Below are 24,248 nucleotides of genomic sequence, written 5' to 3'. Positions count from 1 at the left end.
GGTGGAAGACGTGTTCTCGATCTCGGGTCGTGGCACGGTGGTGACGGGTCGTATCGAGCGCGGTATCGTGAAGGTCGGCGAAGAAATCGAAATCGTGGGCATCAAGCCGACGGTCAAGACGACGTGCACGGGCGTGGAAATGTTCCGCAAGCTGCTCGACCAAGGTCAAGCGGGCGACAACGTGGGTATTTTGTTGCGCGGCACCAAGCGCGAAGACGTCGAGCGCGGCCAGGTGTTGGCCAAGCCGGCGTCGATCACGCCGCACACGGAGTTCACGGCCGAGGTGTACATTCTGTCCAAGGAAGAGGGTGGCCGTCATACGCCGTTCTTCAATGGTTATCGTCCCCAGTTCTACTTCCGTACGACGGACGTGACGGGTTCGATCGACCTGCCCAAGGACAAGGAAATGGTTCTGCCGGGTGACAACGTGTCGATGACGGTCAAGCTGTTGGCCCCGATCGCCATGGAAGAAGGTCTGCGTTTCGCCATCCGTGAAGGCGGCCGTACCGTCGGCGCTGGCGTCGTCGCAAAGATCATCGCTTAATTTTTTAGCGATTTAGTACAGGGAAGCCGGCCCTAAATGGGCTCGCTTCCCATATTTGTCAAAAAAGTAGTACTATGTATGGTTCCGCAAGTTGCCATACATCGCTCACGAGAGTTTAGGGGTATAGCTCAATTGGCAGAGCGTCGGTCTCCAAAACCGAAGGTTGTAGGTTCGATTCCTACTGCCCCTGCCACGTTTGCGGTCATTTATGACCAACTTGGCCTAGTTTGTTTCAACCCCGCTCGCTCTTAAACTCGCCGGGAGATCACCGTCAGTCGCGCAATTACAGCCGGCTAGCGTCGCAAAATGTCTAATACCAGCGTAGAAACCGTAACCAGTACCACCGACCGGATCAAGCTCGGGCTGGCAGTGCTCGTTATCATTGCTGGCATCGTGGGATTCTCGGTGCTTAGCGCACAACCCATGGTCGCCCGCGTCGGCGTGTTTATCGGGGGCCTGGTGATCGCCGCAGTGATCGCCTGGTCCAGCGAACCGGGTCGCCGTACCCTCAGTTTTGCCAGCGAGGCATACAACGAAGCTAAACGGGTAACCTGGCCCACGCGCAAGGAAACCACCCAGATGACGGGCATCGTGTTTGCCTTTGTCGCGGTGATGGGGTTGTTAATGTGGGTGCTCGATAAGGGCATCGAATGGATACTGTACGGCCTGTTGTTAGGCTGGAAATAAGGACGCCAAATGAGTAAGCGCTGGTATGTCGTCCATGTGTATTCAGGCATGGAAAAAAGCGTCCACAAAGCCTTGAACGAGCGCATTGAGCGCGCGGCCTTGCAGACATCGTTTGGTCGTATTCTGGTCCCCTCGGAAGAAGTCGTCGAAGTCAAAGGCGGCCAGAAGTCGATCAGCGAACGCCGTATTTTCCCGGGCTACGTTCTGGTTGAGATGGATCTCACCGACGAAACCTGGCACTTGGTGAAAAACACAAACCGTGTCACCGGCTTTTTGGGTGGCTCGGGTAATCGTCCGACGCCGATTTCTGAAAAAGAAGTCGAAAAGATCCTCTCCCAAATGGAAGAGGGTGTCGAGAAACCCCGCCCCAAGGTCCTGTTCGAAGTGGGCGAGATGGTTCGCGTCAAAGAAGGTCCGTTTGCAGACTTCAACGGCAACGTCGAAGAAGTCAATTACGAAAAGAGCAAGGTGCGTGTGTCCGTCACCATTTTTGGTCGCGCGACGCCCGTCGAGCTCGATTTCAGCCAGGTCGAGAAGACCTGATTTTTAACCCCGGGGAGCTCGCCGCCAACGACGGTGGGCGTTTGAACCCGTAAGGAGCAAAGCATGGCGAAGAAGATCGTCGGCTTTATCAAGCTGCAAGTACCGGCTGGTAAGGCTAACCCCTCCCCCCCGATTGGCCCGGCCCTGGGTCAGCGTGGCCTGAACATCATGGAATTCTGCAAGGCGTTCAACGCCAAGACCCAAGGCATGGAGCCTGGTCTGCCGATTCCGGTGGTGATCACCGCTTTCGCCGACAAGAGCTTCACCTTCATCATGAAGACCCCGCCTGCGACGGTCCTCATCAAGAAGGCCGCTGGCGTCCAAAAGGGTTCGCCCAAGCCGCATACTGACAAAGTCGGTACGCTGACTCGTGCCCAGGCCGAAGAAATCGCCAAAACCAAAGAACCCGATCTGACCGCAGCCGATCTTGACGCTGCCGTTCGTACGATCGCTGGTAGCGCCCGCAGCATGGGCATCACGGTTGAGGGGATCTAATCATGGCAAAACTGTCCAAGCGCGCCGCCGCTATTGCTCAAAAAATTGATCGCACCAAGCTGTATCCGGTTAGCGAAGCCCTGACCTTGGTCAAGGAAACCGCTACTGCCAAGTTCGATGAGTCCATCGACGTGGCCGTTCAACTGGGTATCGACCCCAAGAAGTCCGACCAACTGGTTCGCGGTTCGGTCGTGTTGCCCGCTGGTACCGGCAAGTCCGTGCGTGTTGCCGTGTTCGCCCAAGGCGACAAGGCCGAAGCCGCTTTGGCTGCTGGTGCTGATATCGTTGGCCTGGAAGATCTGGCTGAGCGTATCAAGGGTGGTCAAATCGATTTCGACGTGGTCATTGCGTCTCCCGACACGATGCGTGTCGTCGGTGCGTTGGGTCAAGTGCTGGGTCCCCGTGGCCTGATGCCTAACCCCAAGGTCGGTACCGTGACGCCTGATGTCGCGACCGCAGTGAAAAACGCCAAGGCAGGTCAGGTGCAATACCGTACCGACAAGGCCGGCATCATTCACGCCACCATCGGCCGCGCCTCGTTTGGCGTGGAGCAGTTGCAATCCAACTTGGCCGCTTTGGTCGACGCCCTGCAAAAGGCTCGTCCTACGGCTGCCAAGGGTATTTATCTGCGCAAGCTCGCTGTTTCGTCCACGATGGGCGGCGGTGCTCGTGTAGAAGTAGCTTCGCTCGCAGCGAACTAATCGCTGTAAGCAAAACGTACTTTGGGCCGTATCCGGCAATTCTGCCGGCTGCTGCTGTCAAAGACCGCTGGAGCAGGGCAAGGGTAGCTGTACCGCCGATGTCCCGCTTAATCCCAGAGCTTGTTCAGTCTGGATCCAGCGTAGACGGCGTCCCCAGGAAGATTTCTTTACCCGAAGAACTCAACCAGGCGCCGCATTCGGTTGACGCGTAAGGCCATAAGGCCCCAGGCGTCTTTTGATGGAGTGTTCAAACCGTGAGTCTCAATCGTCAAGAGAAAGCGGTAGTAATCGAAGAAGTCTCGGCTGTTGTTGCCAAGGCGCAATCGATTGTTATCGCCGAGTATCGTGGTCTGGACGTCGCCTCTGTCACCGTACTGCGCAAAACTGCGCGTGAATCGGGCGTTTACCTGCGTGTTCTGAAAAACACGCTGGTTCGTCGCGCAGTTGCTGGCACGGCTTTCGAGCCGTTGTCCGAGCAACTGACCGGTCCGCTGATCTATAGCATCAGCGAAGACCCGGTAGCGGCGGCCAAGGTCCTTGCAAGTTTCGCAAAAAGCAACGACAAGCTGGTCATCAAGGCGGGCGCATTGCCCAACAACTTGTTGAACCAAGATGGTGTGAAGGCTTTGGCCACCATGCCCTCGCGCGAAGAGTTGCTGTCGAAACTGCTGGGCACTATGCAAGCCCCCATCGCGCAATTCGTGCGTACGCTCAACGAAGTTCCGACCAAGTTCGCCCGCGGCCTCGCTGCTGTGCGCGATCAAAAGGCGGCGGCGTAAGCCTCCCCTTATGGAATTCGCTGAACGACCGAGCGACACCCAACCTGGCATTTATCCAATTTTGGAGTTCTGAAAAATGGCACTTAGCAAAGCTGAAATCCTTGACGCCATCTCTGGCATGACCGTGCTCGAACTGTCCGAGCTGATCAAGGAAATGGAAGAGAAGTTTGGCGTGTCGGCTGCCGCCGCCGCTGTTGCTGTGGCTGCTCCCGCTGCCGGTGGCGCTGCCGCCGCTGCTGAAGAGCAAACCGAATTCACCGTTGTGCTGACCGAAGTCGGCGCCAACAAGGTGAGCGTCATCAAGGCCGTCCGTGAATTGACCGGCCTGGGTCTGAAGGAAGCCAAAGACGTGGTCGATGGCGCACCCAAGCCTGTCAAGGAAGGTGTTGCGAAGGCTGACGCCGACGCCGCCAAGGCGAAGCTGGAAGAAGCCGGCGCCAAGGTCGAAGTTAAATAAGACCTGCGTCAAACCGCCCGGGGACAGTGCTGTTTGCCGTCCCCGGGCTTTTGCGTTTCCAGAAAACCCCTACTGTCAGGGTGACCTTTACAGAGGGGTTTTCTGGAGTCGTATCACCTAGGGCCGTGGTTGACGGCCCATGCAACCTCGAGTCGGAGTGCTCATGCCTTACTCGTACACCGAAAAAAAGCGCATCCGCAAAAGCTTCGCCAAGCGTGAAGACGTTCAAAACGTTCCTTACTTGCTGGCGACACAGCTTCAATCCTACCTAACTTTCCTGCAGGCGGATACCGTTCCGTCCGATCGCGAGAGCGATGGTCTGCAGGCGGCGTTTTCGTCGATTTTTCCGATTGTCAGCCATAACGGAATGGCGCGCCTGGAATTCGTCAGCTACGTGCTGGGCGAGCCGGTGTTCGATGTCAAGGAATGCCAACAGCGCGGTCTGACCTATGCGTCGCCGTTGCGTGCCAAAGTGCGCCTGGTATTGCTTGACCGCGAAGTCAGCAAACCGACAATCAAAGAAGTCAAAGAACAGGAAGTCTACATGGGCGAAATTCCGCTCATGACCGGCACCGGTTCATTTGTCATCAACGGCACCGAGCGTGTCATCGTGTCCCAGTTGCACCGTTCGCCGGGCGTGTTCTTCGAACATGATCGTGGTAAGACGCACAGCTCGGGCAAGTTGTTGTTCTCGGCGCGCGTGATTCCTTACCGCGGTTCGTGGCTGGACTTCGAGTTCGATCCGAAGGACGTATTGTTCTTCCGTGTCGACCGTCGTCGCAAAATGCCCGTGACGATTCTGCTCAAGGCCATCGGCATGACGCCGGAATCTATCCTGGCGCATTTCTTCGATTTCGACAACTTCGAGTTGAAGAGCGAAGGCGGCATGATTGAGTTCGTGCCCGAGCGCTGGAAGGGCGAAATGGCCCGCTTTGATATCACCGATCGTGATGGCAATGTGATTGTCGAAAAAGACAAGCGCATCAATGCCAAGCATCTGCGTGATGCGGCTGCTGCCAACATCCAACGCGTTTCCGTACCCGAAGAGTTCCTGTACGGTCGTGTCCTGGCCAAGAACATCGTTGACGCGGATACCGGCGAAGTCGTGGCGCATGCCAACGACGAAATCACCGAAAGCGTGCTGAGCGCGTTGCGCGCGGCCAACGTGCTGGACTTCCAGGCCCTGTACACCAACGACCTGGATCGTGGTCCGTACATTTCGCAAACGTTGCGTACCGACGAAACGGCCGATCAAATGGCTGCTCGTGTGGCGATCTACCGCATGATGCGTCCTGGCGAGCCGCCAACCGAAGACGCGGTCGAAGCCCTGTTCCAGCGTTTGTTCTACAGCGAAGATACCTACGATTTGTCGCGTGTGGGCCGCATGAAGGTCAACAGCCGTCTGGGCCGTGGTGAAGACATCACGGGCGCGATGACACTGACCAACGAAGACATTCTTGAAACCATCAAGGTGTTGGTCGAATTGCGTAACGGTCGTGGCCAGATCGATGACATCGATCACCTGGGCAACCGCCGTGTACGTTGCGTCGGTGAACTGGCTGAAAACCAGTTCCGCGCGGGTCTGGTGCGCGTCGAACGCGCTGTGAAAGAACGTCTGGGCCAAGCCGAGACCGAAAACCTGATGCCGCACGACCTGATCAACTCCAAGCCGATCTCGGCCGCAATCAAGGAGTTCTTCGGTTCGAGCCAGTTGTCGCAGTTCATGGACCAAACCAACCCGCTGTCGGAAATCACGCACAAGCGTCGTGTTTCTGCTCTGGGCCCGGGTGGCCTGACGCGCGAACGCGCCGGCTTCGAAGTCCGTGACGTGCATCCCACGCATTACGGCCGTGTTTGCCCGATCGAAACGCCGGAAGGCCCGAACATCGGCCTGATCAACTCGATGGCGCTATACGCGCGCTTGAACGAGTACGGCTTCCTGGAAACCCCTTACCGCAAGATTATCGACGGTAAGGTCAGTGATCAGATCGACTACCTGTCGGCCATCGAAGAAAGCAACTACGTGATCGCGCAGGCTAACGCCGCGCTGGACGAAGAAGGCAGCTTTGTCGATGACCTGGTCGCGTGCCGCGAAGCGGGCGAGACCATGCTGACGGCGCCGAGCAACGTGCACTACATGGACGTCGCTCCGTCGCAGATCGTGTCGGTCGCTGCATCGCTGATTCCGTTCCTGGAGCACGATGACGCCAACCGTGCACTGATGGGCGCCAACATGCAACGTCAGGCAGTTCCCTGCCTGCGCCCGGAAAAGCCTGTGGTGGGTACCGGTGTTGAACGTACCGTGGCCGTCGACTCGGGCACGACCGTGCAAGCCGTGCGTGGCGGTGTGGTTGACCACGTTGATGCCGAGCGCGTCGTGATTCGCGTTAACGACGAAGAAAACGTCGCTGGCGAAGTCGGTGTCGACATCTACAACCTGATCAAGTACACCCGTTCCAACCAAAACACCAACATCAACCAGCGTCCTATCGTGGCTCGTGGCGACAAAGTCGCCAAGGGCGACGTGCTGGCAGATGGCGCGTCTACTGACCTGGGCGAATTGGCACTGGGCCAGAACATGTTGATCGCCTTCATGCCCTGGAACGGCTACAACTTCGAAGACTCGATTCTGATCTCCGAAAAAGTGGTGGCTGATGACCGCTATACCTCGATTCACATCGAGGAACTGACGGTTGTCGCGCGTGATACCAAACTCGGACCTGAAGAAATCACCCGGGATATCAGCAACCTGGCTGAAACCCAGCTCAACCGTCTGGATGATTCCGGCATCGTTTACATCGGTGCCGAAGTGACCGCAGATGACGTGCTGGTCGGTAAAGTCACGCCCAAGGGCGAGACCCAACTGACGCCCGAAGAAAAACTGCTGCGCGCTATTTTCGGTGAAAAAGCCTCCGACGTGAAAGACACGTCGCTGCGCGTGCCCTCGGGCATGGTCGGTACGGTGATCGACGTTCAAGTGTTCACTCGCGAAGGAATCGTGCGTGACAAACGTGCCCAGTCCATCATTGATGATGAACTGCGTCGCTATCGCCAAGACTTGAACGATCAGCTGCGTATCGTCGAGAACGACCAGTTCGATCGTATCGAAAAGCTGCTGGCCGGCAAGACGGTCAACGGCGGCCCGCGCAAGCTGGCTAAGGGCGCCGCGATCACCAAGGAATACTTGGCCGATCTGGACCGTTGGCAGTGGTTCGATATCCGCCTGGCTGATGAGCCTCACGCCGTCGTGCTGGAGCAGGCCAAGGAATCGCTCGAACAGAAGCGTCACCAGTTCGACTTGGCGTTCGAAGAAAAGCGCAAGAAGCTCACGCAAGGTGATGAGCTGCCTCCGGGCGTGCTCAAGATGATCAAGGTCTACCTGGCCGTCAAGCGCCGTCTGCAGCCTGGCGACAAGATGGCTGGCCGTCACGGCAACAAGGGTGTTGTATCCCGCATCACGCCTGTCGAAGACATGCCGCACATGGCCGACGGTACGCCTGCTGACATCGTGCTGAACCCGCTGGGCGTTCCGTCCCGGATGAACGTCGGGCAGGTGCTCGAGGTTCACTTGGGCTGGGCTGCCAAGGGCGTGGGCCACCGCATTGCCGACATGCTGCGCGACGAGCGTTCGGCTCAGGTACAAAATGTTCGTGTCTATCTGGACAAGGTGTACAACACCACCGGTACCGGCGCGCACATCGAGACCCTGACCGATGACGAAGTCATGGAGCTGGCGCGTAATCTCAAGAACGGCGTGCCGTTCGCGACGCCGGTGTTTGACGGCGCCACCGAGGAAGAAATCGGTACGATGCTGGAGTTGGCTTATCCCGACGACGTCGCCAAGCGTATGCGGTTGACCGATTCGCGCACTCAGGCGTGGCTGTACGATGGCCGTACTGGCGAACAATTCGAGCGTCCGGTCACCGTGGGCTACATGCACTACCTGAAGCTGCATCACTTGGTCGACGACAAGATGCACGCCCGTTCCACGGGCCCGTACTCGCTGGTGACTCAGCAGCCGCTGGGTGGTAAAGCGCAGTTCGGTGGTCAGCGTTTCGGGGAAATGGAAGTGTGGGCGCTGGAAGCATATGGCGCCGCCTACACCCTGCAAGAAATGCTGACGGTGAAGTCCGACGACATCACTGGCCGCACCAAGGTATACGAAAACATCGTCAAGGGCGATCACGTCATCGATGCCGGTATGCCGGAATCGTTCAATGTGCTGGTTAAGGAAATCCGCTCGTTGGCCCTGGACATGGATTTGGAGCGTAACTAATGAAAGCGCTACTCGACCTATTTAAGCAAGTCTCGCAAGACGAGCAATTTGATGCCATCAAGATTGGCATTGCGTCGCCGGAGAAAATCCGTTCCTGGTCTTACGGCGAAGTCCGCAAGCCGGAAACGATCAACTACCGCACGTTCAAGCCGGAACGCGATGGTCTGTTCTGCTCGAAGATCTTTGGTCCGATCAAAGACTACGAGTGCTTGTGCGGAAAGTACAAGCGCTTGAAGCATCGTGGCGTGATCTGCGAAAAGTGCGGCGTTGAAGTCACCGTCGCCAAAGTTCGCCGTGAACGCATGGGCCACATCGAGCTGGCCAGCCCGGTCGCGCACATCTGGTTCCTGAAGAGCCTGCCGTCGCGCCTGGGTATGGTGCTCGACATGACGCTGCGCGATATCGAACGCGTGTTGTACTTCGAAGCCTGGTGCGTGATCGAACCTGGCATGACACCGCTCAAGCGCGGCCAGATCATGTCCGATGATGACTTCCTGGCCAAGACCGAAGAGTACGGTGATGACTTCAGTGCCCTGATGGGTGCAGAAGCCGTGCGCGAACTGCTGCGCACTATCGATATCGATCGCGAAGTCGAAACGCTGCGCGGCGAATTGAAGGCCACCAGCTCCGAAGCCAAGATCAAGAAGATTTCCAAGCGCCTCAAGGTCCTCGAAGGTTTCCAGAAATCCGGTATCAAAGCCGAATGGATGGTGATGGAGGTCCTGCCTGTGCTGCCGCCGGACTTGCGTCCGTTGGTGCCGCTCGATGGCGGTCGCTTTGCGACGTCGGATCTGAACGATCTGTACCGTCGCGTCATCAACCGCAACAACCGCCTCAAGCGCCTGCTCGAACTGAAGGCGCCGGAAATCATCCTGCGCAACGAAAAGCGCATGCTGCAAGAAGCCGTCGACTCGTTGCTGGACAACGGTCGTCGTGGCAAGGCCATGACGGGCGCCAACAAGCGCCAACTGAAGTCGTTGGCCGACATGATCAAGGGCAAGAGCGGTCGCTTCCGTCAGAACCTGTTGGGTAAGCGCGTCGACTACTCGGGTCGTTCTGTCATTGTGGTGGGTCCGCAGCTCAAACTGCATCAATGCGGTCTGCCCAAGCTGATGGCGCTGGAGCTGTTCAAGCCGTTCATTTTCAATCGTCTGGAAATGATGGGCCTGGCCACGACCATCAAGGCTGCCAAGAAGCTGGTGGAAAGCCAAGAGCCGGTGGTCTGGGATATCCTCGAAGAAGTCATTCGCGAGCACCCGGTCATGTTGAACCGGGCCCCGACGCTGCACCGCCTGGGTATTCAGGCTTTCGAACCGGTACTGATCGAAGGCAAGGCCATTCAACTGCATCCGCTCGTTTGCGCGGCGTTTAACGCCGACTTCGACGGTGACCAGATGGCCGTGCACGTGCCGCTGTCGCTGGAAGCCCAGCTCGAAGCACGCACATTGATGCTGGCGTCGAACAACGTTCTGTTCCCCGCTAACGGCGAACCCTCGATCGTACCGTCGCAGGATATTGTGTTGGGTCTGTATTACACGACCCGTGAGCGTATCAACGGCAAGGGCGAAGGGATTTTCTTCACCGATGTGGCTGAAGTTCAACGCGCCTACGATAACGGCGAAGTGGAATTGCAGACGCGTATCACGGTGCGCCTGACGGAATACGAACGCGACGACCAAGGTGAATTCCAGCCGGTGCTGCGTCGTCATGAAACGACCGTGGGCCGTGCATTGTTGTCGGAAATTCTGCCCAAGGGTCTGCCCTTCACGGTGCTGAACAAGGCACTCAAGAAGAAAGAAATTTCGCGCCTGATCAACCAGTCGTTCCGTCGTTGCGGTCTGCGCGACACGGTGATCTTTGCCGACAAGCTGATGCAGTCGGGTTTCCGCCTGGCGACCCGCGGTGGTATTTCCATCGCCATGGGCGACATGCTGATCCCCAAAGCCAAGGAAGGCATCCTGGCCGAGGCCAGCCGCGAAGTGAAGGAAATCGACAAGCAGTACTCGTCGGGTCTGGTGACGTCCCAAGAACGCTACAACAACGTGGTGGACATTTGGGGCAAGGCCAGCGACAAGGTCGGCAAGGCGATGATGGAACAACTGGCCACCGAGCCCGTGACGAACCGTCATGGCGAAGAAGTGCGCCAGGAATCGTTTAACTCGATCTACATGATGGCCGACTCGGGCGCCCGTGGTTCGGCTGCCCAGATTCGCCAGTTGGCGGGCATGCGCGGCCTGATGGCCAAGCCTGACGGTTCAATTATCGAAACGCCGATTACCGCGAACTTCCGTGAAGGCCTGAACGTTCTGCAGTACTTCATCTCGACTCACGGTGCACGTAAAGGCTTGGCCGATACGGCACTGAAGACGGCAAACTCGGGTTACCTGACTCGTCGTCTGGTTGATGTGACGCAGGACTTGGTCATCACCGAGAGCGATTGCGGCACCAGCCATGGTTACTCCATGAAGGCCCTGGTCGAAGGCGGCGAAGTCATCGAACCGTTGCGCGATCGTATTCTGGGTCGTGTCGCCGCGATCGATATCGTCAATCCTGACACACAAGAAACAGCGATTGCCGCCGGTACTTTGCTTGACGAAGATCTGGTCGACCTGATCGACCGTATCGCTGTCGACGAGGTCAAGGTTCGTACGCCGCTGACTTGTGAAACCCGTCATGGTCTGTGCGCGCACTGCTATGGTCGCGACCTGGGTCGTGGCTCGCACGTCAACGTGGGCGAAGCGGTGGGTGTGATTGCCGCTCAGTCCATTGGTGAACCGGGGACGCAGCTCACGATGCGTACGTTCCACATCGGGGGTGCGGCATCGCGTTCGGCCTTGGCCAGCGCCGTGGAAACCAAGTCGAGCGGTAAGGTCGGCTTTGCCGGCACGATGCGCTATGTCACGAACGCCAAGGGCGAACGTGTGGCGATCTCGCGCTCGGGCGAATTGGCGATTTACGACGATAACGGTCGTGAACGCGAACGCCACAAGATCCCGTACGGTGCGACCGTGCTGGTGGGCGATGGTGAGACCGTCAAGGCCGGCGCTCGTCTGGCTGCGTGGGATCCGCTGACGCGTCCGATCGTGTCCGAGTACGGTGGTGCGGTGCGCTTCGAGAATATCGAAGAAGGCGTTACCGTGGCCAAGCAGCTCGACGAAATCACGGGTCTGTCCACGTTGGTTGTGATCACTCCCAAGACGCGCGGCGGCAAGGTCGTCATGCGTCCGCAGATCAAACTGGTCAACGACAGCGGCGAAGACGTCAAGATTGCCGGTACCGATCACTCGGTGAACATCTCGTTCCCCGTGGGCGCACTGATCACCGTGCGTGATGGTCAACAGGTTGCTGTCGGTGAGGTGTTGGCGCGGATTCCCCAAGAATCCCAGAAGACGCGCGACATTACCGGTGGTCTGCCGCGTGTGGCCGAGCTCTTCGAAGCGCGATCGCCCAAAGACGCCGGCATGTTGGCCGATGTCACGGGTACGGTGTCGTTCGGTAAAGATACCAAGGGCAAGCAACGTCTGGTTATTACCGACCTGGAAGGCGTCAGCCACGAGTTCCTGATTCCCAAGGAAAAGCAGGTGCTGGTGCACGACGGCCAGGTGGTGAACAAGGGCGAAATGATCGTCGACGGCCCTGCCGATCCGCACGACATTCTGCGTTTGCAAGGTATCGAAAAGCTGGCGACTTACATCGTTGACGAAGTCCAGGACGTTTACCGTTTGCAGGGCGTAAAGATCAACGACAAGCACATCGAAGTGATTGTTCGTCAGATGTTGCGCCGCGTGAACATCGTCGATGCGGGCGATACCGAGTTCATCCCGGGCGAGCAAGTCGAGCGCTCCGAGCTGTTGAACGAGAATGATCGTGTCACCGCAGAAGACAAGCTCCCGGCGGTCTACGATAACGTGCTGCTGGGTATCACGAAGGCTTCGCTGTCGACTGACTCGTTCATCTCGGCCGCTTCGTTCCAGGAAACCACACGAGTCCTGACCGAAGCCGCCATCATGGGCAAGCGCGACGATCTGCGTGGTCTGAAGGAAAACGTCATTGTGGGTCGTCTGATTCCCGCAGGTACGGGTCTGGCGTACCACATTGCCCGCAAGGACAAGGAAGCCCTGGAAGCGGCAGAGCGCGAAGCCGCACGGCAATTGGCGAATCCCTTCGAGGACGCGCCGGTTGCCGCCGAGGTGGGTGCTGGGAACGACGCCACCGATGCACCGCCACAAGCGGGCACGAGCGACGACGGTTCCGCTGCCTGACGGCGTTGCAGGTCCGGGTAAGTGCCGATGGGTTGTAAAACCTGCCGGCCCCCCAAACAAAACGGCCACTGAGATATTCAGTGGCCGTTTTGTTTGGGGGAGCGTTGGATTATTTGCCGACTCGCGCCTGGGCAGACGTAAAGACGGGGCCCCATTGCGGGTGGCCTGCCTCGTTAGGTGCGAGCGTGAAATCTGAATCCAATTGCAAGATTCGTACAAAAGTCTCTTCACACAACTGCGAATACTTGCGTACGCAGTAGCTGAAGGCCTGTAGCTTGTATGCCTCGATGCGTAGCGACTTGGGCGCGGCTGCAATGTCGTCAGACGTGGCAACGGTACGGATGACGGTGCCGTACTGCCCCGCCGAGTACTGTTGTTGGACCTGTGCCAATGCGTTTTGCGCGGCTGGGGAGGGAGGGCCCTCTTGGCTACTGAGCCCCAACCCGGAGCAACCGCCGAGAAGAGTCAGAACACAAAGCAAGGAGGGCAAGTGAGCGCGTATCTTCATGAACGTGGAAGCCTATGCCTAAGAGAAAAGAGGTCACATCCTGTTCCGGGCGTATGAATTGTGAAACGTAACCGGAAGGATGCTCGGATATTATCCGTTGTATGTGCTAATAGCAGTACGTTGTCGTGCGGAAAATGCATTTTACTGATAACTGGCGTTATAAAACGTAACGTAAGTAGTAAACTTCGCGCAGTATTTGCCCGGTTGTGTGGCAAGTTATACGGCGTGTGTATAGAAAAATGGTCCTTTCAAGTTAGTTTTTCATGTCTTCCTCTGCGGTCTTTTCCACGCCGCGTGGGCCCTTTGCGGGTGCCGCGCCCCTTGCCCTCCGACCGTTGAGCGCGATCGCGGCAACGATTGCGGGCGGGGTGCCTCAGGGTCGCATTGAGCGCATTATTGCCGAGCTTCTTTCGACGCTTGATCGTTTACATCAAGAAGGCCGTATATGCGGGGATATCTCGGTGCACTCGGTCGGACTGGACGAGTCTGGGCGCGCGCATTTAATGGCACTGACTACACCTGAAAATCAGGCCGACAGAAAGGTATTGACGCCGGGCTACGCGCCCTTCGAGTTGTATACCGAGTCCTCCGAATGGCCGCGCGGGCCCTGGACAGACATCTATGCGTTAAGCGCCGTGGTCTATTCATTGGTGGCCGGCCAACGACCGCCGCCTGCCCCCGAACGCCGCATTGACGACACTTATCAGCCCTTGACGACGCTGGGACTGAGCAAATACTCGCCTGCCTTTTTGCAAGCGGTCGACGCGGGTATGGAACTGAAACCCGACGATAGGCCGCAGACGACGCAGGCCTATGCTGAACGACTGGCCCTACCGTTAATTGGGCCCCCGACAGAGTCTGCTGCGCCGGCGGTGACAGATCCCAAAGAGGCTTCCGTGGTGGCCAGTGCGCAGCATGCGGCACGTAACGTCTCGTGGCGTTCGCTGCTGCGGGCCATCTTGCTTGGGGTTGCAACGATAGCGGTTGCGGCGTATTGGTGGGGAAGATTGACTAGTCAGCCCGAGAGTGTGATTACGCATTCGGAGTTGGTGGTCGATCAGCCTGGCAAGAGCGCTTCAACGGACATGACGATGCCGCCCTCGTCACCGTCATCAGCGTCTGCGCCGTCCTCCGGAACCCCTCGTGTGGCCGAACCCGTGCCCGACATGCCAGCGGATAATGAGCGGCCTGATTCCACCTCGGTTCCCGATACATCAATACCCGAGGCTGAAAAGGGCCTCGCGGTTGATCCGACTGCGGCAACGCCGCCGCCCGCTGTACTTGAGCCCAGGACGGCTGGAACACCTGCGCAGCCCACGCCGGTGCGTGTCAGCATTAATGTGCGACCGTGGGGGGAAATCGTGATTGACGGCGTTTCGCGTGGTGTGACGCCACCGCTAAAAACCGTGATGTTGCGACCGGGCCGGCATCGCGTCACGATCCGCAATAGTGCACAGCCGCCTCACCATATGACGCTGACCGTGAAAGCGGGCAAGCCTGCGGTGATCACGCACATTTTCCGTTAGTTGCCACGCAGGCGGCGTGCGCGGCACGTGAACGGCCATTATCGTCGAGGTAATACGCTCACGTATCGTAAACGTCGTCTTCCGGTGCGGTCGGCAGGCTCAAGACAAATCGCGAACCCGTGCCTTTTTCGCTATACAGCGTGATGTTGCCGCCATGGCGTTGTGCAACGGTGCGTACGAATGCCAATCCCAGTCCGGAACCGCCGGTAGCCGAGCGTCGGGCATCCCCTGTGCGAAAAAACGGATCAAACAGATGCGTTCGGTCCTCTGACGAAATACCAGGGCCGGCGTCTTCGATCTCGGTATCCCATGAATGCGCGCCGAGCGACAGACGCAAATGCACAGGGCTGCTATCCGGGCTGTATTTCACAGCGTTGTCCACCAAGTTGCTGAGGGCTCGCGCGATCAGCGACGAATCGCCATAGATCAACGCCACTGGCACAGAAGACTGCAGATCCAGCGTGATCCCGCGTGCATGTGCCGTCGCCCAGAAATCGTCGGTGATTTCGTGAAGCATGGCGACAAGATCCAGCCGCTCGTGCGCGATGCTCATGGACTCTGCGCGGGTGAGTTGAATGAAGTCATCGACGAGTCGCAACGTGCGGTTGGCCAGGTGGGCAATTCGCGCGAGTGTCTGCGCAGACGTGCTGTCTGCAGGAACCTGTTGGTGGTTGAGTTCGACGAGTGCCAGGATCGAGTTTTGGGGCGCACGCATGTCGTGCGAAATGAATCGCAGCGTTTCTTCGCGTTGCCGTTCTGCCTGGCGTATGGTGCTGATATCGCTCAAGGTCACCACCATTCCGGCATGAGAGCCCCGCGCGGTACGGATAGGCGCGCATCGAATCAATAGATCATGCTCTGCACGATCCCGCACTTCGAGATTGATGCGCGTGACCGCGGCGCTGTTCTCGGGGGTATGGGCGTCGCGAGGTTGCAACGCCTCTCGTACGGCGTGACGGGTTTCTGGCTCGGCGAGGGCCTGCTCCAGTGCGGGAGCCACGATTTCCCCGATGCGGGGGGGGCGAATACCCAAGTGCAGGAAATAGGTCGCGGCGGGACGATTCCAGTACTGCAGGCGGCCGGCTTTATCGATGACCATCGTGGCATCAGGCATGCCATCCAGGCCGTCCGCTACAAAGCGGCGCAGGTTGCGGACATGGCGCAATGTGCGGTGCAGCTCGTCGACATGCTGATCCAGCGAGCGTCCGACGTGCTGGCCAAGGGATAATGACTGCGTGTCGTCTAACACCGGCGGATACTCAACGCGCAATCGCTTCATCTCTTGGCTCATGTAGCGCAAGGCAGCCTCCTGGCTGCGCCAGCTCCATATCGGATAGCTGACGGCGACACCCAGCAATGCCGCCACGGGCGGCACCCATATATCGATCCAGTGCAGCATGATGATTGAGGTTGCCAAAATCATGATGAGCAGTGCCGCACTACAAAACATGGCCTGGCGGGGCGACAACCAGGGTAACGCCAAGCACAGCAATAACACTGGAACGATGCTTGCCAGGGCGGTTTGCCAAGGTTGAGCCGACACCAAGATCTGCTGTTGTCGGACAGCGTGTATCAGATTGGCCATGATCTCAATGCCTGCAATGCCGCTGACGTCATGGGATACCGGCGAAGGGAAAACATCCCCCAGGCCTGTGGCCCAGGCGCCGATCAAGACGTACTTATTTTTTATGGTTTCTGCAGGTACGTCGCCGCGCAAGACGCTCAGATAAGAGACGGTTTGAAAATGCCCTGGCGGGCCGGCATAGGGAATCAACGACGTGCTGTTCGCCGGTAGTTGCTGCGTAAAGGCCTCTGTATGCGACGCATCGTCGCCGATCCGCAGCATGGCCAGTGCGAAATGCTGCCACGGCAGATTTCCCGCGCTGCGCGTCCAGGTCGTGCGCCTGACGACGCCATCGTCATCGGGATTTACATTGATATAGCCCAAGCCGGCAGCCGCCTGGGCTAGAGGGGCCAACGGGAGTGTTGCACGCGTCGGGCGTTCGAGGTTGTCCAGCACGATGGGCAGCACAACGCGGCCATGGCGTCGGACAGCGTCGACCAACTGGCGGTCGTCGGCCGTACGTTGTGGGTCGGCCTCTGAAAACACAATGTCCAGGCCGACCGCGCGCGCGCTCTGCAGACGCTCTAGCAGCATCGCATGCAACGAGCGTGGCCATGGCCAGCGGCCCAATGTGTTGATGGCTTCGTCGTCGATCGTGACGATTAAAATATCCGGCGGGGCGGGGCGCTCGATCAGGGAAATCGCGCGATCGTAAATCATCTGATCCACTCGGCCCAATCCATTGAGCCACCCCAGCAAGGCCGAAAATACCACCAATGAGAGCGTCAGCAGCAAACGCAGCCGCGGACTCGTGGAACGGGTATCGGCGGCGGGGGTCACCATGGGCTGGCAGCGGGCCTAGTAGTCAGTCAGGACGACTACGCCGCCGTCGCTCAGCAAGATGGGTTGTCCCGACCCGGACAGTAGCGCATTGGCGCCCTCGAAGGCCACGTAAGCATCGCGGCCGCTCAAGCCTGCCGCGTCGATAGCGCGTACCGTCGCATAGTGCGTTCCCGGCCGGCGTGCGCTAAAGCGGATGTCGGCCGTATCAAACCGCTCGGACGAGGTGAGCTCCAAACCTTCCGCGTCACGCGATACTTGTACTAAATAGGCCACGGCGCCGGGTACGGGAGTGACTGGCGCGGTCCAGAGGCCAGACCCGGCCCGGTGAGGTTCCCCAAGCTGGGGAGCAGGCAGCAAAGGTTGAACATTAAGCTTGCCATCAGCCCCAATCGCCGCACCGTAACCGGCCGCCACGGCAACCGGCTGACCAGAGGGCCGTTGCGCGGTTTGCGGTTGAATGCGTACGCGACCATCCAGGACTTCGCTGTGAGCGCTCTGACCACTCGTCTGTACGCGAAAACGTGTGCCACGTACGCCCATGACAGCGACAGGAGTCCGAATCTCGAAACGACCCACGCCTTGACCCGCCGGCGCGACATGAGAGTCGATTTCGCCGCGTTGTACGCGTAGAACCGAGTCGGTCAGGGCGGCACCTTCGAATTGGCGCAACCTTTCGAGTTGCGTGGCGCTGCCGCGCGGTAGGGTGAGCTTGGTGCCGTCAGACAGTTGCAGGGTGACAAAACCGTCGGTGGCGGTCGTGACCGTTGATCCCTCGTTGACGGGCATACCGACACGCAAAGGGGAGCCATCGACATCGGCTTGTCCGCTGACGTGTATCGCCGTGGTCTGCGCCGGAATCTCCGGGATTACTGCAAACGGAATACGCAGCTCCGAACCAATGATCAGGCGCTGCGGGTCCGCAATGGTGTTGTGGCGTTGCAGAGTCGTCCAATTGGCGTTATTGCGCGTATAAAGCGTGGCGAGCTCAATCAGCGTGTCACCCTGCTGGATGCGGTAGATGAAATCGTCGCCAAGCGCACCCGCGGGCTGGGCCATGGCCAATGGGCTGACGATTATCGTGCTCCATGCGACGAACAGGCGGATAAAGCGCCAGATCATGTCAATACTCTCCGATAAACACCGGCGGGATCTGCCGATTGCCGGGTACTTCAATTTGGCGCGTTTGCGTACTAAGCGTTGACCGCTGACGCCGGCGTACCGTTGTCAACGAGTTCCAGGCGATAGCCCAACGCGTAGGATGACACCAGTCGCACGCCGTTTTCCGGATGCAACCGCAATTTTTGGCGAATGTTCGATAAATGGGTGTCTAACGTCCGCGATGTCGCGGGAATATCGCGATTCCAGACACTTTCTGCCAACACATCGCGCGACAGTAACCTACCCACATTGCGAAAAAACAACTGCGCCAATTCGAATTCTTTGGGGGCAAGCGTCACCGCGTGGTCTCGTAGTGAGATCACGCGATTGCCCGGATCGATACGGTAGGAGGCAACCGAAAAAGGGCCGGGGACGGGTAACGTCGCCTGGCTGCGTCGCAGCAAGGCGGCCATCCGCGCGAGCAATTCAGCCGGGCGCATCGGTTTGACGATATAGTCGTCGGCGCCTGCCTGCAAACCCTGGACCAGGTCTTCCTCCAGGGTACGGCTCGTGACAAAAATAACGGGGGTTTGCATACCCAGCGTCATGCGGATATGCCGTAACACCTCGTCCCCAGAAATATCGGGGACCTGCCAGTCGAGCAGAATAAGGTCAAAGGATTCGCTACGCAGGGCGGCCAGCAGATCCCGGCCGTGTTGATAGCTGTGGCACGTATATCCGGCGGAAACAAGGACTTGCTGAATATGCCGGGCCTGGTCCAGGTCGTCTTCCAGCGAGGCAATCTGCATAGTGAATTCGAGGTTGAAAGCGCCTTGGGTGTATATCGATCAGCGATCTGGCCGACCATACACCAAGTATGACGGGCCTTTTGCTGGTCAAATGATAACGCGGATACCCTATCGCCCTGCGGTTAGGAGCCGGAATTGTTAAGTACCGCAAACTTGACGAATATTAACTGCGGATTTGCGCAATAAGACGCCACACTGTGGGCGTTCTTATCGATACGTGCAGATGGGCTACGAAGCCAGGGGTTTTGAGGCCGTGTCTGACTATGTCTTATGAAGCAGTTGAAAATCCTTATCATGATGCCTGACCCGCTGACCTGTGGGAAATCGGTTGCGGCAATGCAACAGGCGGGTATTGCCGCACACGGCTGCGCCACGTCGCTGGAGCTATTCAATCAACTGGGCGCCGGCGGATACGACGCTGCCGTATTGGATATTGGCGGGCTTGACGAAATCGGCTACGCGCTGGTGTCACGACTGCGCACGTCTTCTGTATTGGGGATTGTGGTGCTGGGCGCCGGTTTGCAGGTCGAACACCGTCTGCGTTGCCTGCAAAGCGGCGCGGACGCGTGCGTGCCGGATCCTTGTGATAATCGCGAGTTGATAGGCATCCTGATGGCTTTGGCGCGCCGATTGCCGGGCCGGGCGCCTGCCGTGGCAGAAAATGTCGATACAGTTGGTGTAAACGGTCAATCAGGCTGTTGGGAGCTGCGAGACCAGAATTGGACATTGATGGCCCCGTCGGGGATTGCCATTTCGCTGTCAGCCAATGAGCGCCATATCGTGCGCACGCTGCTTGAGGCGACCGGCCAGGCCGTGGCGCGGGCCGAGCTCAACAAGCACCTCGATGACACTGCTGGCGTCAATCGAGCCAGTGGCACACGCAGCATTGATGTGATCGTCAGCCGCCTGCGGCGCAAGGCCGAGCTGGCCGGTGTCATTCTGCCTATCCGTACGGTATACGGCAGTGGATACCTGTTTGCCGATCAGTGACTGACTGGACTACGCTTTGCACGCTCAGTCGCACGACAGTCATGTGTAACGAATAGACTCTCGCCCTGACGCGTATTCCGGACTCATCCATGTTGGAACGCAAGAACCTTTGACATGGGTGATCTTCTGGGGTATGCTGACGGGCTTACTGCTTTATTTACGCATAAAGTCAGGCTTGCCGATCCCACGGTTAGCGGTCTTTGTGCGTTTTTGTCTGCAAGACTCGCTCTTTTACGTACGAAACGTTTGAGGCGGTTTTGCGTGAACTGTCTCCCGTTGGTGTGCTGGCCCTTATTTTAAAAGGCGGCTCGCCAGAGGTGCGAGTACAAAAGTACTTACCAGTGGTACGTAAAAGGGATTTCAAAGGTCATGCCTACCATTAGCCAACTCGTGCGCAAGCCGCGCGAAGTCAGCATTATCAAGAGCAAGAGCCCCGCGCTCGAAAACTGCCCGCAACGTCGCGGCGTGTGCACTCGCGTGTACACCACCACCCCCAAGAAGCCGAACTCCGCCTTGCGTAAGGTTGCGAAGGTGCGTCTGACCAATGGTTTCGAGGTTATCTCGTACATCGGCGGTGAAGGCCACAACCTGCAAGAGCACTCGGTGGTTCTGGTGCGTGGCGGTCGTGTGAAGGATCTTCCGGGTGTGCGTTACCACATCGTTCGTGGTTCGCTCGACCTGCAAGGCGTCAAGGATCGCAAGCAGTCTCGCTCGAAGTACGGCGCCAAGCGCCCGAAGAAGGCCTAAAGCCTTATTCACCGCAGTTTTAGCAGTACCCCGGTAGCGCGTAAGCGCCACCAGAATAGTGCGACCGCGTCAGCCCATATATCGGCATAGCACGCGGCACGTAAGGGGCCACCTTGTTGGGTGGCCATGGCTGGGTCACCAAGACCCGGTTCAACTGAATAGACACAAGGAAGCAACAATGCCCCGTCGTCGCGAAGTACCCAAGCGCGAGATTCTGCCCGATCCCAAGTTCGGCAGCGTCGAGCTCGCCAAGTTCATGAACGTCGTCATGCTGGATGGCAAGAAGGCCGTCGCCGAGCGCATCGTCTATGGTGCCCTCGAGCAAGTACAGACCAAGACCGGCAAAGAGCCGATCGAGGTTTTCAGCCTGGCGATCAACAACATCAAGCCGATCGTCGAAGTCAAGAGCCGCCGTGTGGGCGGCGCCAACTACCAAGTGCCGGTTGAAGTGCGCCCCGTGCGCCGCCTGGCCTTGGCAATGCGTTGGTTGCGCGAAGCCGCTAAAAAGCGCGGCGAAAAATCGATGGATCTGCGTTTGGCTGGCGAATTGATCGATGCCGCTGAAGGTCGTGGCGCCGCAATGAAGAAACGCGAAGACACGCACAAGATGGCCGAGGCCAACAAGGCCTTCAGTCATTTCCGTTGGTAAATTAAGGACTAACCCACCATGGCCCGCAAAACCCCGATCGAGCGCTATCGCAACATTGGTATCTCTGCGCACATCGATGCAGGGAAAACCACCACGACTGAACGCATCCTGTTCTATACCGGTGTCAATCACAAAATTGGCGAAGTCCATGATGGCGCAGCCACCATGGACTGGATGGAGCAAGAGCAAGAGCGCGGTATTACCATCACGTCGGCCGCTACGACGGCGTTTTGGCGCGGCATGGCTGGCAACTACCCCGAGCACCGCATCAACATCATCGACACCCCGGGACACGTGGACTTCACCATTGAGGTGGAACGTTCCATGCGCGTGCTCGACGGTGCGTGCATGGTGTACTGCGCAGTGGGTGGCGTGCAGCCGCAGTCTGAAACGGTGTGGCGCCAAGCGAACAAGTACGGTGTGCCCCGTTTGGCCTTCGTGAACAAGATGGATCGTACTGGTGCAAATTTCTTCAAGGTCTACGACCAGTTGAAGACGCGCCTGCGTGCCAATCCTGTACCTATCGTGATCCCAATCGGTGCCGAAGACACCTTCAAGGGCGTCGTCGACCTGGTCAAGATGAAAGCCATTCTGTGGGACGAAGCCAGCCAAGGCACCAAGTTCGACTACGCCGACATTCCGGCTGAGCTCGAAGGCGTTGCCAATGAATGGCATGAAAACCTGATGGAGGCTGCGGCCGAATCCACCGAAGAACTGATGAACAAGTACCTCGAAACGGGTTCGCTTGACGAAGCCGAAATCAACGAGGCTATTCGTCAACGCACCATCGCTGGCGAAATCCAGCCGATGTTGTGTGGTACCGCCTTCAAAAACAAGGGTGTGCAGCGCATGCTGGATGCCGTTATCGATTACCTGCCGTCGCCGATCGACATCCCGCCGGTTGGTGGTCAGGACGACGAAGGCAATCCCGTTTCGCGCAAAGCGGATGACGCTGAAAAGTTGTCGGCGCTGGCGTTCAAGCTGATGAGCGATCCGTTCGTGGGCCAACTCACGTTCGTGCGTGTGTATTCGGGCGTCCTGAAATCGGGCGAGACGGTCTACAACCCCATCAAGAGCAAGAAAGAACGAGTGGGTCGTTTGCTGCAGATGCATGCCAACAACCGCGAAGAAATCAAAGAAGTTCTGGCGGGCGACATCGCCGCCGTGGTGGGTCTGAAAGACGTGACCACGGGTGAGACGCTGTGCGATATCGATTCGCACATCCTGCTAGAACGCATGGTGTTCCCCGAGCCCGTGATTTCGCAGGCTGTTGAGCCCAAGTCAAAGGCTGACCAAGAAAAGATGGGCTTGGCCCTGTCGCGACTGGCCCAGGAAGATCCGTCGTTCCGCGTGCGTAGCGACGAAGAATCCGGCCAGACGATCATTTCCGGTATGGGCGAACTGCACCTGGAAATTCTGGTCGACCGCATGAAGCGTGAGTTCGGCGTGGAAGCCAACGTCGGCAAGCCCCAAGTGGCTTACCGTGAAACCATCCGCAAGACCTGCGAAGAAGTCGAAGGCAAATTCGTCAAACAGTCGGGCGGTCGTGGTCAGTACGGTCACGTGGTGCTCAAGCTCGAACCCCTGCCTCCTGGCGGTGGCTACGAGTTTGTCGACGCCATCAAGGGCGGTGTGGTACCTCGCGAATACATCCCGGCGGTCGACAAAGGGATTCAGGAAACGTTGCCGTCCGGCATCCTGGCCGGTTACCCGGTCGTGGACGTCAAGGCAACCCTGTTCTTCGGTTCGTACCACGACGTTGACTCGAACGAAAACGCGTTCAAGATGGCCGGTTCGATGGCCTTCAAGGATGGCATGCGCAAGGCCAGCCCCGTGCTGCTCGAGCCCATGATGGCAGTTGAAGTCGAGACTCCCGAAGACTACGCCGGTACCGTGATGGGCGATCTGTCCTCACGTCGCGGCATGGTGCAGGGCATGGACGACATGGTCGGCGGTGGCAAGACCATCAAGGCAGAGGTTCCTCTGGCCGAGATGTTCGGTTACGCCACTAACCTGCGTTCGTTGACGCAGGGCCGTGCTACGTACACCATGGAATTCAAGCATTACTCCGAAGCCCCCAAGAACGTCGCTGACGAAGTCATCGCCGCTCGGGCAAAATAAAGTAAAAACCGTCGTCGCGTCTCGACTATCTCACGAGACGCGACAATCATCCCAGTTTCCTTGAAAGTCAAAGGATAGAGATCATGGCAAAAGGCAAGTTTGAACGTACCAAGCCGCACGTGAACGTGGGTACGATTGGTCACGTTGACCACGGCAAAACGACGTTGACGGCAGCGATCACGACGGTGTTGTCGGCGCAGTTTGGTGGGGAAGCCCGCGGCTACGACCAGATCGACGCGGCGCCAGAAGAGAAGGCGCGTGGTATTACGATTAACACGTCGCACGTGGAATACGAGACGGCAGCGCGGCACTATGCGCACGTTGACTGCCCGGGTCACGCGGACTACGTCAAGAACATGATTACGGGTGCAGCGCAGATGGACGGCGCGATCCTGGTGGTGTCGGCCGCAGACGGTCCGATGCCGCAAACGCGCGAGCACATTCTGCTGAGCCGCCAGGTTGGCGTGCCGTACATCATCGTGTTCCTGAACAAGGCGGACATGGTTGATGACGCCGAGCTGCTCGAGCTGGTGGAAATGGAAGTTCGCGAGTTGCTGTCGAAGTACGACTTTCCGGGCGACGATACGCCGATCGTGAAGGGTTCGGCCAAGCTGGCGCTCGAAGGCGACAAGGGCGAGTTGGGCGAGCA

At 58.3% G+C, this 24,248-nt stretch carries 19 protein-coding genes and 1 tRNA gene; 16 read left to right on the top strand and 4 right to left on the bottom strand.

The annotated features are described in order from the left end of the window. The 10 genes from ACNAZS_RS16790 to rpoC all read left to right on the top strand — a co-directional run. Window positions 1-544, top strand: a 544-nt coding sequence (locus tag ACNAZS_RS16790; RefSeq protein ID WP_415791328.1) for an EF-Tu C-terminal domain-related protein, incomplete at its 5' end; no start/stop codon positions are given. 117 nt (window positions 545-661) lie between these two features. Then, a tRNA-Trp gene (locus tag ACNAZS_RS16785) sits at window positions 662-737 on the top strand. 113 nt (window positions 738-850) lie between these two features. Next, window positions 851-1,231, top strand: a complete 381-nt coding sequence (gene secE / locus ACNAZS_RS16780) for a preprotein translocase subunit SecE (protein WP_415791326.1) — start codon at window positions 851-853, stop codon at window positions 1,229-1,231. Window positions 1,232-1,240: 9 nt separating this feature from the next. Next, window positions 1,241-1,774, top strand: coding sequence for a transcription termination/antitermination protein NusG (gene nusG / locus ACNAZS_RS16775; RefSeq protein ID WP_415791324.1), 534 nt, complete (start codon window positions 1,241-1,243; stop codon window positions 1,772-1,774). A gap of 63 nt (window positions 1,775-1,837) precedes the next feature. After that, entirely contained in the window at window positions 1,838-2,269 is a 432-nt protein-coding gene (gene rplK, locus ACNAZS_RS16770) for a 50S ribosomal protein L11 (protein WP_415791322.1), read from the top strand. Between the two features lie 2 nt (window positions 2,270-2,271). Further along, window positions 2,272-2,970, top strand: a complete 699-nt coding sequence (gene rplA, locus ACNAZS_RS16765; protein ID WP_415791320.1) for a 50S ribosomal protein L1 — start codon at window positions 2,272-2,274, stop codon at window positions 2,968-2,970. A gap of 254 nt (window positions 2,971-3,224) precedes the next feature. Then, a complete protein-coding gene (rplJ, locus tag ACNAZS_RS16760; protein ID WP_415791318.1) occupies window positions 3,225-3,749 on the top strand; it encodes a 50S ribosomal protein L10 in 525 nt (174 codons plus the stop codon). 76 nt (window positions 3,750-3,825) lie between these two features. Beyond that, complete coding sequence (gene rplL, locus ACNAZS_RS16755; protein WP_415791316.1) at window positions 3,826-4,206, top strand: 50S ribosomal protein L7/L12; 381 nt, start codon at window positions 3,826-3,828, stop codon at window positions 4,204-4,206. A 163-nt stretch (window positions 4,207-4,369) separates the two neighbouring features. After that, window positions 4,370-8,482: a DNA-directed RNA polymerase subunit beta gene (rpoB, locus tag ACNAZS_RS16750; protein WP_415791314.1), complete on the top strand. Its 4,113-nt coding sequence runs from the start codon at window positions 4,370-4,372 to the stop codon at window positions 8,480-8,482. Beyond that, a complete protein-coding gene (gene rpoC / locus ACNAZS_RS16745; protein WP_415791312.1) occupies window positions 8,482-12,744 on the top strand; it encodes a DNA-directed RNA polymerase subunit beta' in 4,263 nt (1,420 codons plus the stop codon). The genes rpoB and rpoC overlap by 1 nt, the downstream gene beginning before the upstream one ends. Window positions 12,745-12,853: 109 nt before the next feature. Here the strand turns inward: rpoC and ACNAZS_RS16740 are convergent, their stop codons facing one another. Continuing rightward, a complete protein-coding gene (locus ACNAZS_RS16740) occupies window positions 12,854-13,252 on the bottom strand; it encodes a TssQ family T6SS-associated lipoprotein (RefSeq protein ID WP_415791310.1) in 399 nt (132 codons plus the stop codon). Window positions 13,253-13,515: 263 nt separating this feature from the next. Between ACNAZS_RS16740 and ACNAZS_RS16735 the strand changes: the two genes are divergently transcribed. Beyond that, a complete protein-coding gene (locus ACNAZS_RS16735; protein WP_415791308.1) occupies window positions 13,516-14,778 on the top strand; it encodes a serine/threonine-protein kinase in 1,263 nt (420 codons plus the stop codon). Between the two features lie 58 nt (window positions 14,779-14,836). On the opposite strand, the gene ACNAZS_RS16730 is transcribed toward ACNAZS_RS16735, so the two are convergent. The 3 genes from ACNAZS_RS16730 to ACNAZS_RS16720 form a co-directional block, all read right to left on the bottom strand. Continuing rightward, a complete protein-coding gene (locus tag ACNAZS_RS16730; RefSeq protein ID WP_415791306.1) occupies window positions 14,837-17,185 on the bottom strand; it encodes a CHASE2 domain-containing protein in 2,349 nt (782 codons plus the stop codon). Between the two features lie 15 nt (window positions 17,186-17,200). Further along, the gene (locus tag ACNAZS_RS16725) at window positions 17,201-18,304 is read right to left on the bottom strand and encodes a FecR family protein (RefSeq protein ID WP_415791304.1); all 1,104 of its coding nucleotides are present in this window, start codon (window positions 18,302-18,304) and stop codon (window positions 17,201-17,203) included. Between the two features lie 71 nt (window positions 18,305-18,375). Then, the gene (locus ACNAZS_RS16720) at window positions 18,376-19,092 is read right to left on the bottom strand and encodes a response regulator transcription factor (protein ID WP_415791302.1); all 717 of its coding nucleotides are present in this window, start codon (window positions 19,090-19,092) and stop codon (window positions 18,376-18,378) included. Between the two features lie 270 nt (window positions 19,093-19,362). Between ACNAZS_RS16720 and ACNAZS_RS16715 the strand changes: the two genes are divergently transcribed. The 5 genes from ACNAZS_RS16715 to ACNAZS_RS16695 all read left to right on the top strand — a co-directional run. Next, entirely contained in the window at window positions 19,363-20,082 is a 720-nt protein-coding gene (locus ACNAZS_RS16715; protein ID WP_415791300.1) for a response regulator transcription factor, read from the top strand. Between the two features lie 369 nt (window positions 20,083-20,451). Continuing rightward, on the top strand, window positions 20,452-20,829 hold the full coding sequence (gene rpsL, locus ACNAZS_RS16710) for a 30S ribosomal protein S12 (protein WP_019937406.1): 378 nt from the start codon (window positions 20,452-20,454) through the stop codon (window positions 20,827-20,829). Between the two features lie 178 nt (window positions 20,830-21,007). Further along, the gene (gene rpsG / locus ACNAZS_RS16705) at window positions 21,008-21,478 is read left to right on the top strand and encodes a 30S ribosomal protein S7 (protein WP_050450091.1); all 471 of its coding nucleotides are present in this window, start codon (window positions 21,008-21,010) and stop codon (window positions 21,476-21,478) included. An 18-nt stretch (window positions 21,479-21,496) separates the two neighbouring features. Continuing rightward, a complete protein-coding gene (fusA, locus tag ACNAZS_RS16700; protein ID WP_415791297.1) occupies window positions 21,497-23,599 on the top strand; it encodes an elongation factor G in 2,103 nt (700 codons plus the stop codon). Window positions 23,600-23,682: 83 nt separating this feature from the next. Beyond that, window positions 23,683-24,248: GTP-binding protein (locus ACNAZS_RS16695; protein ID WP_415791295.1), on the top strand; the 566-nt coding region annotated here is incomplete at its 3' end.

The sequence above is a fragment of the Bordetella tumulicola genome (assembly GCF_965138755.1).
Classification (GTDB): Bacteria; Pseudomonadota; Gammaproteobacteria; order Burkholderiales; family Burkholderiaceae_B; genus Bordetella_A; species Bordetella_A tumulicola.
Note: the sequence above shows the minus strand (reverse complement) of the source record. Positions and strands in the feature narration are given on the sequence as shown.